Source organism: Pseudomonas sp. S4_EA_1b (assembly GCF_016307435.1).
In the GTDB taxonomy this organism is placed as follows: Bacteria; Pseudomonadota; Gammaproteobacteria; order Pseudomonadales; family Pseudomonadaceae; genus Aquipseudomonas; species Aquipseudomonas rhodesiae.
Genome location: NZ_JAEILC010000048.1, coordinates 19771 through 35103, shown reverse-complemented (window position 1 = coordinate 35103; position 15333 = coordinate 19771). Strand labels below are relative to the sequence as shown.

Sequence of the window (15333 nt, the reverse complement as noted above, 5' to 3'; positions counted from 1 at the left end):
TTTCATGCGCCGCTGGGGTACCGAACGTGTCGTTGGCCTGCATGATCCGCGGGTCAACGAAGATCACCTGGAATCCACTGGCCAGCTCGCGGACAGCCGTCTGCGCCTGCTCAGTTTCAATATTCAGGTTGGCATAAGTACCGAAAAGTATCGGCACTACCTCACCCGTGGTTGGCAGCACTTGCTGCCCCACAACGGGCGGGCCGGTAATCTGCAGAAGATCGGCGACCTGTTGAGCGATTTCGACCTGGTCGCGCTGCAGGAGGCCGATGGGGGTAGCATCCGTTCCGGTTACATCAATCAGGTGGAACACCTGGCCAGGCTCGGAGCGTTTCCCTACTGGTACCAGCAGCTCAATCGCAACCTCGGGCGCCTGGCGCAGCACAGCAATGGCGTGCTGAGTCGCTTGAAACCCACCGCTATCGAAGACCACCCGCTGCCAGGCCCCAAGGGGCGTGGCGCGATCCTCGTGCGTTTCGGCGAAGGGCCGGAAGCGTTGGTGGTGGTTATGATGCACCTGGCGCTCGGGGGGCGTACGCGCAACCTGCAGTTGGCTTACGTGCGCGAAATGATCGGCAACTACAAGCATCAGGTGCTGATGGGTGATATGAACACCCATGCCAATGACCTGCTGCAAAACTCGCCGTTGCGCGACCTCGGGTTGCTGGCGCCGCAAGTCGAAGCGACGTTTCCCAGCTGGCGTCCGCAACGTTGTCTCGACCATATCCTGCTCAGCCCCACCCTCACGCTGGAAAGTGTGCAGGTGCTGGCGCAGCCCATTTCCGATCACCTGCCGGTCGCGGTAGAGATTCGTCTGCCGGGTTCGCTCACGGCTGATGCATTGCCCGCGTTGAGCCCCGGCCCTCGCGGACCCCTTGCATGAGCGACGACGCCCAGCGCTGGAAAGAAAAATACCTGTTAAGCATCGAGCAACAAGACAAACTCGAACGCCGCTGGGCTGCGCGCCTCGACCTGCTGCGCCGTGGCCTCGTGCGCAGCACCTTGGCGGCTGAAGGCACCGACCGCGCGGTCGACCAGTGCATGAAGGAGATGCGCGACGTTGTCCGCACCGACGACATGGACGCCGCCCTCGCCGCGCTGCTGCCGCGTCTGGAAAAAGCCGTGTTGGATTCGGAGCAGCGCCGCGAAACCCGGGTTGAACAGATGAGCACCGCGCTGACGTCCCTGGTCACGCAGTTGCAGAAACTGCCGCTGCCCCGCGAGGTGGCGCGACCATTGAAGACCTTCGCTAAACAGTTGGATGGCCGTGTCGGCCAGGCCCGGGAAATTCCGCTATTGCTCAGCGAGCTGAGCGACTTGCAAGGGCAGGCGCTGACTAACCTGGACCCGGATGGTGAAACTCCACGTCCCGGACCAGGGCTTTTACAGCGTTTGTTCGGAACCAAGGACACCCACGTAGAAGCACCTGCCAGTGAGCCGGCTCCCGGCCCCTCAGCTGCACCGGTTGCGACTAAATCCGCATCGGAAACCCCGCAGCCCGAGCAATCCGAAGAGCTGACCCAGGCTTTGCGTGCCTTCGCGCCACAACCCGAAGCCGCGGCGCCTCAACCCGCCACACCGATCCAGCCAGCCCAAATTGCCGTCGAGACCTTCGTCTACGAATCTCCGCCTCAAGCCGACGCAGTGGCCGAGCCGGTCAAAGCTGCGCTGGCCCGCACGGAACCCAAGGCGCCTGAGCTCGAACCGCAGGCGCAAGAGCCGGCCAACGAAAGCGCCCTCGCCGCCTTTATCGACGCACCGCAGCCCGACGTCATAGAGGCACCGGAGCAGACGGTAATTGGCAGTCTGTCGCTGCCGCCTGTGTTGGACGTGGAGGCGCTTGACCCCGACGCGATGCAATCGGACGGCCAATACGCTTTGCCGGACTCGCCCGAGCCGTCCTACAGCTCCGTGGCCAAGCACATCGAAGACACGCTTATCGGCTTGCTCGAAGAGCTGGACCTGCCCGAGCGTCATCGCCCTCAGGCTGAAGCGATGCGCGAGCGTCTGGCCCACGGTTTGAACTGGTATGAACTGCTACCGATCCTGGATGATCTGGCGGTACTGATGTTGGCGATCACCGACAGTGGCCATCTAGAATTCGAGGCTTATCTCAAGCAACTCAATGAGCGCCTCGAAGCCTTCCAGGGGCATCTGAAGGTGGCCAGTGACGGGCATGCCGACAGTAGCTCTGCCGCGCGTGAACTGGATACGCAGATCCGCGAGCAGGTCGATGGGCTGCAAACCAGCGTACAGGACGCCGCCGACCTGGACAGCCTCAAACAGGTGCTGGAGAGCCATCTTGAGGGCTTGCTCGGCACCATGGACGAGCATCGGCAACAACGCGATCTGCGCGAGCAGGAGGTTGCCGAGCGCCTCAAAGGCCTGGCCGAACGCGTCGCCAACATGGAGCAGGAAGCCCAGGGCTACCGTGAACACCTTGAAGTGCAGCGCCAGAAGGCCCTGATCGATCCATTGACCGGCCTGCCCAATCGTGCGGCCTGGAGCGAGCGCCTGGACTACGAAATCAATACCTGGCACCAGCGCGGCAACAGCCTGTCGCTGGCCATGCTGGACCTGGACCACTTCAAACGCATCAACGATGGTTACGGCCACCTGGCCGGCGATAAGGTGCTGAAGATCATCGCCAATGTGCTCAGCAAGCGCCTGCGGCCCACCGATTTCATCGCGCGTTTTGGCGGTGAAGAGTTTGTCTTGCTGATGCCCGATTCGACCCTCGCCGAGGCCTTGGCGGTGGGTGAAGGGCTGCGCGAGGCAATTCAAGCGTGTCCGTTTCACTTCAAAGGCGAACCGGTGACGATCACGGTGTCGATGGGCGTGGCGCAATTGCGCTCGGGTGAGCGCAGCGAACTGGCGCTCAAGCGCGCCGATGAAGCGTTGTATCGAGCCAAGGCGGCGGGGCGTAATCAAGTGCAGGCGGCGTAAAAGATGTTCCCTCTTTGTAATTAGGCCGCTCTGTTTCAGTCGGTACGTTACACTGTTGCATTATCGTCTTCAGCGTACTGTCATCCGCCATGAAAGCCATTTGTATCGCCCTTGCGTTTCTCCTGCTTGCCGGCTGCGCCAGCGGCCCCCGCATCAACACCAGTCATCCCTCGGTCAACTACGACAATCGCGTGCAGTTTATGATCGTTCATTACACCTCGGCCAACCTGGAACGCTCCCTGGCCTTGTTGACCCACGGCCAGGTCAGTAGCCATTACCTGATTGGCGATGACGCCTCGGCCACCATTTATAAATTGGTGGATGAAAGCCAGCGTGCCTGGCATGCAGGTGAGAGTGAATGGATGGGCCGCACATGGCTCAATTCAAGCTCCATCGGTATCGAGATTGTGAACCCGGGTTTCACGGACACCCCGACAGGCCGCCTGTGGTACCCGTATTCCGAGGCGCAGGTGAAGTCGTTGGTCGTGTTGCTTAAAGACATCAGCAAGCGCAACGGCATCGACCCGAAGAACATCATCGGCCACAGCGATATCGCGCCGTTACGCAAGTTGGACCCGGGGCCCTTGTTCCCCTGGAAGCGTTTGGCCGATGAAGGGTTGGGGGGTTGGCCGGATGCACAGGCTGTCGCGCGCTTTCAGGTGCAATACACCGCAGAGCTACCGAGCATCACTTGGTTCCAGGAGGAGTTGGCCCGATTGGGCTACCAGACGCCTCAAACCGGTGAGCTGGATGTCGCCACGCGTCATGTGCTCGCAGCGTTCCAGATGCACTTCAGGTCGTCGCGGTTCGATGGCACGCCGGATGCCGAAAGTGCCGCCATTCTGCGGGCCCTCAACCGGCGCTGACCGTCAGAGCGGCAGCGCCATGTAAAACTGGGTGCCCTGCCCCGGCCGCGAATACACCCCCATGCGGCCGCCGTGCAACTGCACGATCTCTTTGCACAACGCCAGCCCCAGCCCGGCGCCGCCTTTCTTGCGGCCCACCTGCACAAAGGGCTCGAAGATGCGCCCTTGCTGCCCATAGGCAATCCCTTCGCCGTTGTCTTCGACGCTGATAATCACCCGCTCGCCATGGCGACGCGCTTGCAGGCGAATTTGCCCGCCATCGGCGGTATGGCGCAGTGCGTTCGCCAGCAGGTTGTCGAGTACCCGTTCCAGTTGCGCCTGGTCGGCATATAAGCGTGGCAGGTCGGGCTGGGCTTCGATCAGCAGCTCGATTTGCTGCGCATTGGCCTGCTCTATAAAGCGCCCGCGGGCATGCTCCAGCAGGTCGGGAATCTCACAGGGGCCGAGGGTCAGTTTCTGCAGGCCATTCTGGTAGCGCGAGAAGTTGAGCAAGTCATTGATCAGCTGCATCAGGCGCTGCATTTCTTCGTTAACGGTGTCCAGCAGGTCCGCTTCCCGGGACTCCGTGGGGAATTTCGCGCGTTCGCGGAACAGCCCGAACGCCATGTGCATGCCGGTTACCGGCGTGCGCAGTTCATGGGAAGCACGTAGCACGAATTCACTGCGCACACGTTCGAAGGCGCGTTGCTCGGTCACGTCGTGCATCACCATCACCGCGCCGAGGATATGCCCTTGGGTGTGGCTGACTGGGGTCAGGCTGTAGGTCAGCAGGCGCAGTTCGCCGTCGACTTCCACCTCAAGGTCTTCCGGCGCGCGCTCCAGATTGCCGCCACGCAGCACCAAGTGCAGTTGTTCATCCAGCTCCGGGCGGCCCAGCGCTTCGCCCAGGCCTTGGCCGAGGCGTTCTTCATCCCAGCCCAATTGGCGTTGGGCAACCGGGTTCAGGTGCTCCAGACGCCCTTGGCGATCAATCATCAGCAAGCCGTCGTCGATGCTGTCGAGCACCGCCTGTAGCCGTTGCTGGCCGGCCAGCAGTTCATCCACATTGGTGGCCTGATGCTGACGCAGCGCCTCGGCCATGATGCCGAAGCGCCGAGTCAGTAGGTTCATTTCCGCGGCTGACGAGATCGGCAGCGTGACCTCGAAATCGCCCTGGCCGATCTTGTCCGCGGCCTTGGCCAGCGCTTCGATCGGCCCGCCAAAGCGCCTGGCGATACCGTGGGCGGTCACGAAGCCGATGATCAGCACCGCCAGGCCCACCAAACCCATGAGACCGGCGATCAACAGCGCGCGGTCGCGGGATTTGCGTTCACTGGTGTTGATGGCTTCCAACGCGCGTTTGTGCTCGGCGATCAAGCCATTGCGCAGCACGTTGAATGTCTGGGTGAGTTTGTCGTTATTGCCGCTGACCAGCGATGCAGGTTGGGACTCGTCGAATGCCTTGAGGAAATTCAGGTAGTCGATGCGGGCCTGACTGAACCCGCTGCTTCTGCTGTCTTGCCGCTCGTGGGCGATGCCCTCGTCCAGCAGTGCGAAATACTGTCGTTTGGAAGCGTCCAGGGCGTTCGGGTTGGGCCGCTCGTCGAGCATTAGGATCAACTGGTCGCCCAGGCTTTGGCGCAATTTCAGGCCAAGCTCCAAGGTGACGAAATTGCTGCGGATCAGCGACTCTTGGGTCTTGGCCATCTGCATGACGCTGACCAGGCCCAGGATCAATCCAAGCAGGGCGACGGTGATCAGCGCTGAGATACTCAAGAACAGCCGAGTCCGCAGCTTCATCGCTAACTTCATAAGGTACAGCTCACAGGTTGTACTGTTTTCGTTTGCGGTACAGCGTCGACGCGTCAATGCCGAGGGTGCGCGCCGCCTGATCTAGCGTGTCGCTGGTGGCCAGTACAGCACCGATGTGGGCTTTTTCCAGTTCGTCCAGGCTTAGCGCCGCACCGATGCGCGGGGCGTTGTTGGTCGGTTGCTCGGCCATCCCCAGGTGGCTGATTTCAACCTTTTCCTGCGGGCAGATAATGCTTGCGCGCTCCACCACGTTACGCAGTTCACGGATATTACCCGGCCAACGGTAGTTGAGCAGGGCTTCCCGCGCCTGATCGCTGAAACCGCGCGCCGGACGGGCATACTCCTTGACGAAGCGCGCCAGGAAGCGGTCGGCCAGGGTCAGGATGTCCTCGCTGCGCTCGCGCAGCGGTGGCAGGTGCAGGGTGATGACATTCAGGCGGTACAGCAAGTCTTCCCGGAAGCGGCCGTCGCGCACCATGTCTTCCAGGTTCAGGTTAGTGGCGGCGAGGATACGTACGTCGGCGCGCCGGGTAACCGGGTCGCCCACGCGTTCGTATTCCTTATCCTGAATAAAGCGCAGCAATTTTGGTTGCAACGTGAGGGGAAAGTCGCCGATCTCGTCGAGGAACAGCGTGCCGCCGTCAGCCTGGTTGACCCGGCCCAAGGTGCTTTCGCTGGCGCCGGTAAAGGCGCCGCGGCTGTGGCCGAACAGTTCGCTTTCCATCAGTTCGGCGGTTAGCGACGGGCAGTTGATGGTCACGCAGGATTTTTTCGACCGCTTGCTCCAACCGTGGATGGCCCGCGCCAGTTCACCTTTACCGGTGCCGGACTCGCCCAGGATAAGGATGTTGGCATCTGTACCGGCCACTTGGCGCGCGGTTTCTAGCACCACCATCATCGACGGGCTATGGGAGTCGAGTCCGTCCTTGGGCTGGCGCACCGCGCCTTCCAGGGCTTCCAGACGTGCAGAAAGTTGGCGCACTTCCAGCTGCTTGGCGGTGGCCAGGCGCAGTTGGTCCGGGCTGCACGGTTTTACCAGATAGTCGGCGGCGCCGGCCTGGATCGCGTCCACGGCGGTGTCCACGGCCGAATGCGCGGTGACGATCACCACGCGCATCCACGGCGCCTGAATGCGCATCTGGGCCAGCACATCCAGGCCGTTATCTTCGCCCAGGCGCAGGTCCAGGAAGCACAGATCGAACACTTGGCGTTGCATCAGCGCGTCGGCTTGGGCAGCGCTGTTGGCGGTGGCGACGGTATAGCCTTCATCTTCCAGGCAATAACGGAAGGTGCGGAGGATCGCGGACTCGTCATCTACTAAAAGAATGCGGCCTTGAAGTTCCTTGGCTGATTCCATCTGTCCCGCGCTCCCTAACTGATAAATGATGGTGTTTAGTCCCGGAATAATCGGGCAAGTTGCATGGTTTATTCTGACCGACAAAACGAATCGTCGTGCAGGTATCTGCGCTTCTTCTCACAAAGGCCACAGCGAGTGGCCATTTCATGTCATTCGCTCAGTTGGGCAGCGCCCATGTCGTGATGTATCCCTTGACCCGACCGCTGGCCATCGTGCATTTCGCACGGCCCCTAGAGGCCCATCGTGCAGGATGCTGCCCCTATCATCGAGCAACTATCTATAACTTATTGATTTTATTGGGTTTTATTTTGTTAAAAACCTGGCATGCGCTCTGCAATACCTCTCCCAAGAGTGTCATGAACGAATAATCAGAATGCGGGAGTACAGCAGCATGACTCGCCAAACCCTCAGCCAATTGCGTGTATCGCCACTGCATGTGCAGCAAGGTTTGTTTGCCAGCCTGGCCTTGATGGTCACGTTGATTGCAGGCCAGCAGATTCAACATTGGCAGGAGAGTCAGCAGCAAGCCCAAGTGTTTGAGCGTCCGGCCATGACCCAGACCCATTTCAGTTCGATGCAGAGCCGTCCCGCCGCCAGCGCTGTTGGCGATGTGAGCGTCAAGCAATTGCGAGTAGCTGACCAGAATTCAACGCTGGATCAGCTGCCAGCTCAGGAACGTTGGGTGTTCTAGGCAAGAAAAGCGGTCGTCCGCACTGGGCGTCCGTACGGCATGACCGCTGTACCCTCTAATAGAAGCGTAAGGAGAATCACCATGTTGAGTTGGGCAATCACATTTCTGATCATCGCCATTGTTGCTGCAGTCCTGGGCTTCGGTGGTATCGCAGGCACCGCAACCGGTATCGCCAAGATCCTGTTTGTCGTCTTCCTGGTGATGTTCATTGCTTCGTTCTTCTTTGGTCGTCGCGGCCGAGGCTGAATATGACCACTTTGTCTCTCAAAGCCATTGCTGCCGCCCTATTGCTGGGCGGTAGCGGTCTGGCGATGGCCGCCAATGACGGCCAGTCGCGGGCCAACGAATTGCTCAGCGCGGACCCGCAATACCGTGAGACCTGGCAAGGCGTGGTGAAGAAAGAAGAGCGCCTGCCGGATTGGGTGATGAACCTGACCGGTACGGCCGAGCAAATGAATGCTGTCGAAGAGGATGGCGACAAGTACTTGGTAGGGCCGCTCTGCGAGACCGCGGACACATGCCTGAATAAGCGTCTGATCGTCGCTTTCAGCTTTGACAAGGAAGATGCCTACGCCATGTTGGTGGAAGTGCCGGCCGGCCTCCCGGCTGACAAGTCGCCTACGCGGCACGCCGACTACCGCTTTATTGGTAAACCGGACGAAGGCATGCAGAAGCTGCTGATGGAACAGCTCAAGAAAGACCCGAATTGGTACTAGGTTTCGTTTAAAGCGCTTGCTGATAACGGGACCAGCGTCCATAGAAAGAAGCTCTTCGCTTCTTTCTTCTGCACGCCCCGCCGCGGGGCGTGCATGACCAGGGGGCCGGGTTGCTCTGATCGATTGGGATCGGCGTGACCTACGGGTACAGGGAGTACCTGCGCAAGGGCCGGGTCAGGCGAAAAGCTGCGACGCAGGTTCACAAGTCGTCGACTTGTTGAACTTGCGGCGGGCTTATGCCTGTTATGCCGCCCATAGCCCACCATTTTATTTTTGCCTGCCCTCAACCATTACTGAGTGTGTCGCGGCGACCATCTATCGAGAAAGTTTGCAGGGGTCTATAGGACATTTCAGACACTACTGCGCTGAATCCTCAAGCATTTGTGCTGATTCTTCGATCAACGCCTGCAACCCTACGTGAGCCTGAATTGGCCGTTTCACGGCATATTCGTCGGGCAAAATGTCGCATTTGAACTGACCGTTCGGACAGTTATTATCTAAAAAAGCCATGCCGATTCGGCATAGGGTAGGCGTTTACGGCATTAGACGTCGCCCCCTTGCATGGGAATAGTTGCGCCTTTTTTCGCCTGCCAGTAAGTCATTTCGGCCACGCGGCGGCGACCTTTCATGGAGGCGGATGCTCACACTTTTTCGCTTTCGAGCGTTGCAGCTGGCGCATTTGCCTTAAGTTCACTTGAAGTAAGGGTAATGACATGAAGAAGGCAAAGCTAAGCCTCGCCTGGCAGATCCTCATCGGTTTGGTACTGGGGATCGCAATCGGAGCAGTGCTCAACCATTTCAGTGCTGAAAAGGCCTGGTGGATCAGCAATGTGCTGCAGCCGGCGGGCGATATCTTTATTCGCCTGATCAAGATGATCGTGATCCCGATTGTGATTTCCTCGCTGATCGTCGGTATTGCCGGTGTCGGTGATGCGAAAAAGCTCGGTCGCATCGGCGTCAAAACCATCCTCTACTTCGAAGTGGTCACCACCATTGCCATCGTGGTCGGCTTGTTGCTGGCAAACCTGTTCCACCCCGGCGCCGGGATCGACATGAGTACCCTGGGTACCGTGGACATCTCCAAATACCAGGCGACTGCCGCCGAGGTACAACACGAGCATGCGTTTATCCAGACCATCCTCAACCTGATCCCGTCCAACATCTTCGCCGCCGTCGCCCGTGGCGAAATGCTGCCGATCATCTTCTTCTCCGTGCTGTTCGGCCTGGGCCTGTCGAGCCTCAAGCCTGAGCTGCGCGAGCCGCTGGTGACCATGTTCCAGGGTGTATCCGAGAGCATGTTCAAAGTGACCCACATGATCATGAAATACGCCCCCATCGGTGTATTCGCGCTGATCGCGGTGACTGTGGCCAACTTCGGCTTCGCCTCCCTGCTGCCGCTGGCCAAGTTGGTGATCCTGGTTTATGTCGCCATTCTGTTCTTCGCTTTTGTGATTCTCGGCCTGATCGCGCGCCTGTTCGGTTTCTCGGTGATCAAGCTGATGCGCATCTTCAAGGATGAACTGGTGCTGGCCTACTCCACCGCCAGTTCCGAAACCGTGCTGCCGCGCGTGATCGAGAAGATGGAAGCCTACGGCGCGCCGAAGGCGATCTGCAGCTTCGTGGTGCCGACCGGCTACTCGTTCAACCTCGACGGTTCGACCCTGTACCAGAGCATCGCCGCGATCTTTATCGCCCAGCTGTACGGCATTGACCTGTCAATCGGTCAGCAACTGATGCTGGTACTGACCCTGATGGTCACCTCCAAAGGCATCGCCGGTGTACCGGGTGTGTCCTTCGTGGTGCTGCTGGCCACCCTGGGCAGCGTTGGCATTCCGCTTGAGGGCCTGGCGTTTATTGCCGGTGTCGACCGTGTGATGGACATGGCGCGTACCGCTCTGAACGTGATCGGTAACGCCCTGGCCGTGCTGGTTATCGCTCGTTGGGAAGGCATGTACGACGACGCCAAGGGCGAGCGCTACTGGAATTCCCTGCCGCACTGGCGCAGCAAGGAAGCATTGCCGGTCGGCGAGGTCAGCCGCGGTTGAACCCCCTGAGCTGAACAACGCAAACCCCGGGTAAATCCGGGGTTTGTCGTTTCTGCCGGCCCCGCTATCATTCGCCCCATCATTCGAGGGGATTCAACTGATGCTCAATGGCCTGTGGCTTGGCTTCTTTGTCGTGGCAATGGTGTCAGCACTGGCGCAATGGCTGGTCGGCGGTAACGCTGGGATCTTCGCGGCGATGGTGGAAAGCATTTTCGCCATGGCCAAACTGTCGGTTGAAGTGATGGTGTTGCTGTTCGGCACCCTGACGTTATGGCTGGGCTTTCTGCGCATCGCCGAAAAGGCCGGCATCGTCGATTGGCTGGCCAAGGCCCTCGGCCCGCTGTTTCGTCGCCTGATGCCGGAAGTGCCGGCGGGTCACCCCGCTATCGGTCTGATCACCCTTAACTTCGCCGCCAACGGCCTGGGACTGGACAACGCCGCGACCCCCATCGGCCTCAAAGCCATGAAGGCGTTACAAGAACTCAACCCGCTGCCGACCACCGCGAGCAATGCGCAGATTCTGTTCCTGGTGCTCAATGCCTCGTCGCTGACGCTGTTGCCAGTGACCATCTTCATGTACCGCGCCCAACAAGGCGCCGCCGACCCGACGCTGGTGTTCCTGCCGATTCTGCTGGCGACCAGTGCGTCGACCCTGGTGGGCCTGCTCTCGGTTGCCGTCATGCAGCGCCTGCGGCTGTGGGACCCGGTGGTGTTGGCTTATTTGATTCCTGGCGCGCTGATGTTGGGCGGCTTCATGGCGTTGCTGGCGACCCTGTCCGCCACGGCACTGGCCGGGTTGTCATCGATTCTCGGCAACCTGACCCTGTTCGGCCTGATCATGCTGTTCCTGCTGATCGGTGCGTTGCGCAAGGTGAAGGTGTACGAAGCATTTGTCGAAGGTGCCAAAGAAGGCTTCGATGTCGCCAAGAACCTGCTGCCGTACCTGGTGGCGATGCTGTGTGCGGTGGGCGTATTACGTGCCTCCGGCGCGCTGGATTTCGGCCTGGAAGGGATTCGCCATGTGGTGGCGTGGACTGGCATGGACACGCGCTTTGTCGATGCCTTGCCGACTGCGATGGTCAAGCCGTTCTCCGGCAGTGCCGCGCGGGCAATGCTGATCGAGACCATGCAGACCCAAGGCGTGGACAGCTTCCCGGCGCTGGTGGCCGCGACGATTCAGGGCAGTACCGAAACCACCTTCTATGTGTTGGCGGTGTACTTTGGTTCGGTCGGTATCCAGCGCGCGCGGCATGCGGTGGGTTGTGCGTTGCTGGCGGAGTTTGCCGGCGTCGTGGCGGCTATCTCGGTGTGCTACTGGTTCTTTGGCTGAGACTTAGATAGCTATCGGGGGCAAGCCCCTCCCACCCATTGACCTGTGAATACATTCAAATGTGGGAGGGGGCTTGCCCCCGATGACGCCCTCAGCGCTTCACGCCCCGGTTGCCCTGAGCCACCACCCAATCCACCACCTGCTTGTTCAACTGATCCCCTGCCTGGCCAAACGCAGCCACCACCCCTGGCACCTGGGTATCGCTCACCGGCTGGCGCACTTCAAAGCGCCGACTGGCCAGAATCCGTTGATCGCTCCCACGTACCAGGCGTGCGTCCAGGCGAATCACCACCTCCACTGCACTGCCTCGGTATTGGCTCTGAAACGCCTGCAACTGCCCGCCCAGCTCATAGTCGGCCTGCAGGTTGGTGTCATCGGTGCTGAGCAGCGTGACCCGGCCATCGCGCTGGAAGCCGTCGAGCAGGCGATTACGCAACAGCACTGGCGCCGGATCGCTCCAGCGCGAGTTCGCGTAGCTGCTGATCAAGTCGCCATTGGGCACCACGGCAATGCGCGGGCTGTCGAGAAATTCGCTGGTTTGCGGCTTGGTCACGCGTAGCGACCAACTCACCGGCGTGCCTTGGCTGGTGGCTTGGGCCGAAGCCAGGCGGTACACGTCGGACGGGTCGGCTTTGGGCAGGATCGAGCACGCGCTGATCAGCGCCAAGGCCACAGGGACGATCAGTTGATATGCACGCTTCATGGCGTGAACTCCTTGTTCTTGTCGCTGCCCAGCAGGTAGCCGCTGGGGTTGGCCTCCAGGCGGCGGGAGATGGCACGCAGCGAGCCGAGGGTTTCGCGCAGTTCGCGCACGGCCGGCGCCAGTTCGTTGAGCCCTTGCATGCCGCTGTTGACCGAATCCTTGTTGTTGGTCAGCAAGGTATTGATGGTGGCGGTGCTTTGCTCAAGGGACTTCATGGCCTGTTCGGCGCTGCCGAAGGCTTGCTTGCCCTGCTCGTTCAACAGGCCATTGGCATTGCGCATCAGCGCGGTGGTCTGCTCCAGCGCGGCGCTTGCCTGTTTGCTCACTTGCATCAGCTGCTGCATCACAACCTTGATATCGCCACGCTGGTCAGCGATGGCACCGGTCGTTTGTTCCAGATGTGCAAGGGTATTGCTCAAGTGCTCGACGTTTTCCGCGGAGAACATGCTGTTGGCGTTGTGCAGCAGCACGTTGATGCTGGTCATCAGATCATTGCTGTTGTTAAGCAAGCGCGCGATGGGCGAAGGTGAGGCGATGATTTCCGGCAGGTTGCCATTTTTGCCTTTGAGTTCGGGGCTTTGCGGCGTGCCGCCACTGAGCTGGATGATCGAGGTACCGGTGATGCCGGTCAGCGCGAGTTTGGCCTGGGTGTCTTCCTTGATCGGCGTCTGCCCGGCCAGGCGAATACGGGCGAGGACGCGACGCGGGTCTTTTGGGTCCAGGCGCAGGCTGATCACATCGCCCACCTTGATCCCGCTGTATTGCACCGCACTGCCTTGGGACAGACCGCTGACCGCTTCATTGAAGACCACTTCGTAATCCTGGAACGCGCTGTCGACGCTGGACTTGGCCAGCCACAAGCCAAACAGCATGGCGCCGACCACCACGATCACGCTGAACAGTCCGATCATCACATGATGGGCTCGGGTTTCCATGTCATACCTCGTTGAGCGATTGAGCGGCATCCAATGCCGCGCGGCCACGGGGGCCGTGGAAATATTCGTGAATCCACGCATCGTCCGTTTCCGAGACGACATCGATAGCATCGGCCACCAGCACTTTTTTCTGCGCCAGTACCGCCACGCGGTCGGTGATGGTGTACAGCGTGTCCAGGTCGTGGGTCACCAGGAACACGCTCAAGCCCAGCGCGTCGCGCAGGGTCAGGATCAGTTGATCGAATTGCGCCGCGCCGATCGGGTCGAGGCCCGCGGTGGGTTCATCAAGGAACAGGATGTCTGGGTCTAGCGCCAAGGCTCGGGCCAGAGCTGCGCGTTTGATCATGCCGCCGGACAACGAGGCCGGGTACTTGTCGGCCGCCGACAGCGGCAGCCCGGCCAGCGCTAGTTTCACCGCAGCCAAATGCTCGGCATCGGCGCGGCTCAGGCCCGCATGTTCGATCAGTGGCAGGGCGACGTTCTCGGTCACCGTCAGCGAGGAAAACAGCGCGCCCTTTTGGAACAGCACGCCGAAGCGCCGTTCCACCAGGGAACGCTCCTGTTCCGGCAGGCTCGGCAGGTTCTTGCCGAACACCCGCACTTCACCCTCGTTTGGCCGGCGCAGGCCGACGATACTGCGCAGCAGCACCGACTTACCGCTGCCGGAACCGCCCACCACCGCGAGGATTTCACCTTTATACAAGTCCAGATCGAGGTTCTCGTGCACGCGCTGACTGCCAAAGCGATTGCACAGGCCGCGCACCTCAATCACCGCCTCGGCGGGTGCCCGGTGTAGACGGCTCACCAGCTCATCTCCATGAAGAACAGAGCCGCGACCGCATCCAGCAAGATCACCACGAAAATCGATTGCACCACGCTGGAGGTGGTGTGGGCACCGACCGACTCAGCACTGCCGCTGACCTTGAAGCCCTCCAGGCAGCCAATCGCCGCGATCAGGAAAGCGAATATCGGGGCTTTCACCATGCCCACCAGGAAATGTTGAACCCCAATGTCCGATTGCAACAGCGAAAGGAACATCGCCGGTGAAATATCCAAGGCCACGGCGCATACCACGCCACCGCCGACAATCCCCGAGAGCATCGCCAGAAACGTCAGCATCGGCAGCGCCACCAGCAGCGCCAGCACGCGGGGCAGCACCAGCAGCTCCATCGGGTCTAGCCCCAGGGTGCGGATAGCGTCGATTTCTTCGTTGGCCTTCATCGAGCCGATTTGTGCGGTAAACGCACTGGCCGTGCGGCCGGCGATCAGGATCGCCGTCAGCAGCACGCCGAATTCCCGTAGGAAAGAGAACGCCACCAGGTCCACGGTAAAAATCGTCGCGCCAAAGCTTTTGAGCACGGTGGCACCGAGAAAGGCCACTACGGCGCCGACCAGGAAGGTCAACAAGGCCACGATGGGGGCGGCATCCAGGCCGACCTGTTCGAGGTGGGCAACCATGGGCGTAATGCGCCAGCGCTTGGGCCGGAACAGGCTGCGGGCGAAGGTTTCGAGGATCAGGCCGATAAAGCCCAGCAGTTTCTTGCTGTCCTGCCACACCTTGTCCACCGCTGCACCGATACGCGCCAGCACCTGAATACCGGTAGCTTCTTCGGGGGCCTTGTCCGGCACGCAGAAGTCGTTGAGGGAGCGATACACGGTTTTAAGCAGTGCGCGGTCGGCGGTGGACAGGCTGCAATCGGTCTGCTCGGCGGATTGCTCGATGCGGGTCGGCCCGAGCAGTTCCACCAGCAGTGACGCGCCAGCAGTGTCCAGGGCGCCGAGGCCATTGAGATCGATGCGCGCGCCGGCGTCGTATTGGCCGTCGAGCTTGTCCGACAGCTTTTTCAGGCCGGCGTAGTGGGCAAGCGTCCAGTCCCCCGTAATCCTGAGTAACGGAGGGGCGGTGGACGTATCGAGATGGGCGGCGCCAGGCGTGGTGTGGGTGGTCATAAG

General features: G+C 60.5%; 14 protein-coding genes. 8 read left to right on the top strand and 6 right to left on the bottom strand.

All coding sequences use genetic code 11. From position 1 onward, the window contains the following. Positions 1–4: 4 nt before the first annotated feature. The 3 genes from YA0848_RS17150 (at position 5) to YA0848_RS17140 (ending at position 3812) form a co-directional block, all read left to right on the top strand. On the top strand, positions 5–883 hold the full coding sequence (locus YA0848_RS17150; RefSeq protein WP_034101720.1) for an endonuclease/exonuclease/phosphatase family protein: 879 nt from the start codon (positions 5–7) through the stop codon (positions 881–883). Beyond that, the gene (locus tag YA0848_RS17145; RefSeq protein ID WP_034101722.1) at positions 880–2946 is read left to right on the top strand and encodes a diguanylate cyclase; all 2067 of its coding nucleotides are present in this window, start codon (positions 880–882) and stop codon (positions 2944–2946) included. The genes YA0848_RS17150 and YA0848_RS17145 overlap by 4 nt, the downstream gene beginning before the upstream one ends. An 89-nt stretch (positions 2947–3035) precedes the next feature. Continuing rightward, a complete protein-coding gene (locus YA0848_RS17140) occupies positions 3036–3812 on the top strand; it encodes an N-acetylmuramoyl-L-alanine amidase (protein ID WP_169902266.1) in 777 nt (258 codons plus the stop codon). 3 nt (positions 3813–3815) lie between these two features. Here YA0848_RS17140 and YA0848_RS17135 read toward each other — a convergent pair whose 3' ends face one another. Both YA0848_RS17135 and algB read right to left on the bottom strand, forming a co-directional pair. Further along, positions 3816–5603, bottom strand: a complete 1788-nt coding sequence (locus tag YA0848_RS17135) for an ATP-binding protein (protein WP_169902265.1) — start codon at positions 5601–5603, stop codon at positions 3816–3818. Positions 5604–5613: 10 nt separating this feature from the next. Beyond that, entirely contained in the window at positions 5614–6960 is a 1347-nt protein-coding gene (gene algB, locus YA0848_RS17130) for a sigma-54-dependent response regulator transcription factor AlgB (RefSeq protein WP_034101725.1), read from the bottom strand. 391 nt (positions 6961–7351) lie between these two features. Here algB and YA0848_RS17125 point away from each other — a divergent pair, with 391 nt between their 5' ends. The 5 genes from YA0848_RS17125 (at position 7352) to YA0848_RS17105 (ending at position 11742) form a co-directional block, all read left to right on the top strand. After that, complete coding sequence (locus YA0848_RS17125) at positions 7352–7651, top strand: hypothetical protein (protein ID WP_034101781.1); 300 nt, start codon at positions 7352–7354, stop codon at positions 7649–7651. 81 nt (positions 7652–7732) lie between these two features. Continuing rightward, positions 7733–7897, top strand: coding sequence for a DUF1328 domain-containing protein (locus YA0848_RS17120; protein WP_003170804.1), 165 nt, complete (start codon positions 7733–7735; stop codon positions 7895–7897). A 2-nt stretch (positions 7898–7899) separates the two neighbouring features. After that, positions 7900–8367 carry an inhibitor of vertebrate lysozyme family protein gene (locus tag YA0848_RS17115; RefSeq protein WP_034101727.1) on the top strand — a complete coding sequence of 156 codons (468 nt, stop codon included), beginning with the start codon at positions 7900–7902 and terminating at the stop codon, positions 8365–8367. A gap of 713 nt (positions 8368–9080) precedes the next feature. Next, positions 9081–10412 (top strand): glutamate/aspartate:proton symporter GltP, encoded by a 1332-nt coding sequence (gltP, locus tag YA0848_RS17110; protein WP_034101729.1) that lies wholly within the window; start codon positions 9081–9083, stop codon positions 10410–10412. Between the two features lie 100 nt (positions 10413–10512). After that, positions 10513–11742 carry a nucleoside recognition domain-containing protein gene (locus tag YA0848_RS17105; RefSeq protein WP_034101730.1) on the top strand — a complete coding sequence of 410 codons (1230 nt, stop codon included), beginning with the start codon at positions 10513–10515 and terminating at the stop codon, positions 11740–11742. A 91-nt stretch (positions 11743–11833) separates the two neighbouring features. Here YA0848_RS17105 and YA0848_RS17100 read toward each other — a convergent pair whose 3' ends face one another. Genes YA0848_RS17100 through YA0848_RS17085 form a run of 4 tightly spaced genes read right to left on the bottom strand, consistent with a single transcriptional unit; the run spans position 11834 to position 15330 of the window. Beyond that, positions 11834–12445: an ABC-type transport auxiliary lipoprotein family protein gene (locus YA0848_RS17100; RefSeq protein ID WP_034101731.1), complete on the bottom strand. Its 612-nt coding sequence runs from the start codon at positions 12443–12445 to the stop codon at positions 11834–11836. Next, positions 12442–13380: an MlaD family protein gene (locus YA0848_RS17095; protein WP_034101732.1), complete on the bottom strand. Its 939-nt coding sequence runs from the start codon at positions 13378–13380 to the stop codon at positions 12442–12444. The genes YA0848_RS17100 and YA0848_RS17095 overlap by 4 nt, the downstream gene beginning before the upstream one ends. Before the next feature lies 1 nt (position 13381). Then, positions 13382–14185: an ABC transporter ATP-binding protein gene (locus YA0848_RS17090; protein ID WP_034101733.1), complete on the bottom strand. Its 804-nt coding sequence runs from the start codon at positions 14183–14185 to the stop codon at positions 13382–13384. Continuing rightward, entirely contained in the window at positions 14182–15330 is a 1149-nt protein-coding gene (locus tag YA0848_RS17085; RefSeq protein WP_169902263.1) for an ABC transporter permease, read from the bottom strand. The genes YA0848_RS17090 and YA0848_RS17085 overlap by 4 nt, the downstream gene beginning before the upstream one ends. Positions 15331–15333 lie beyond the last annotated feature (3 nt).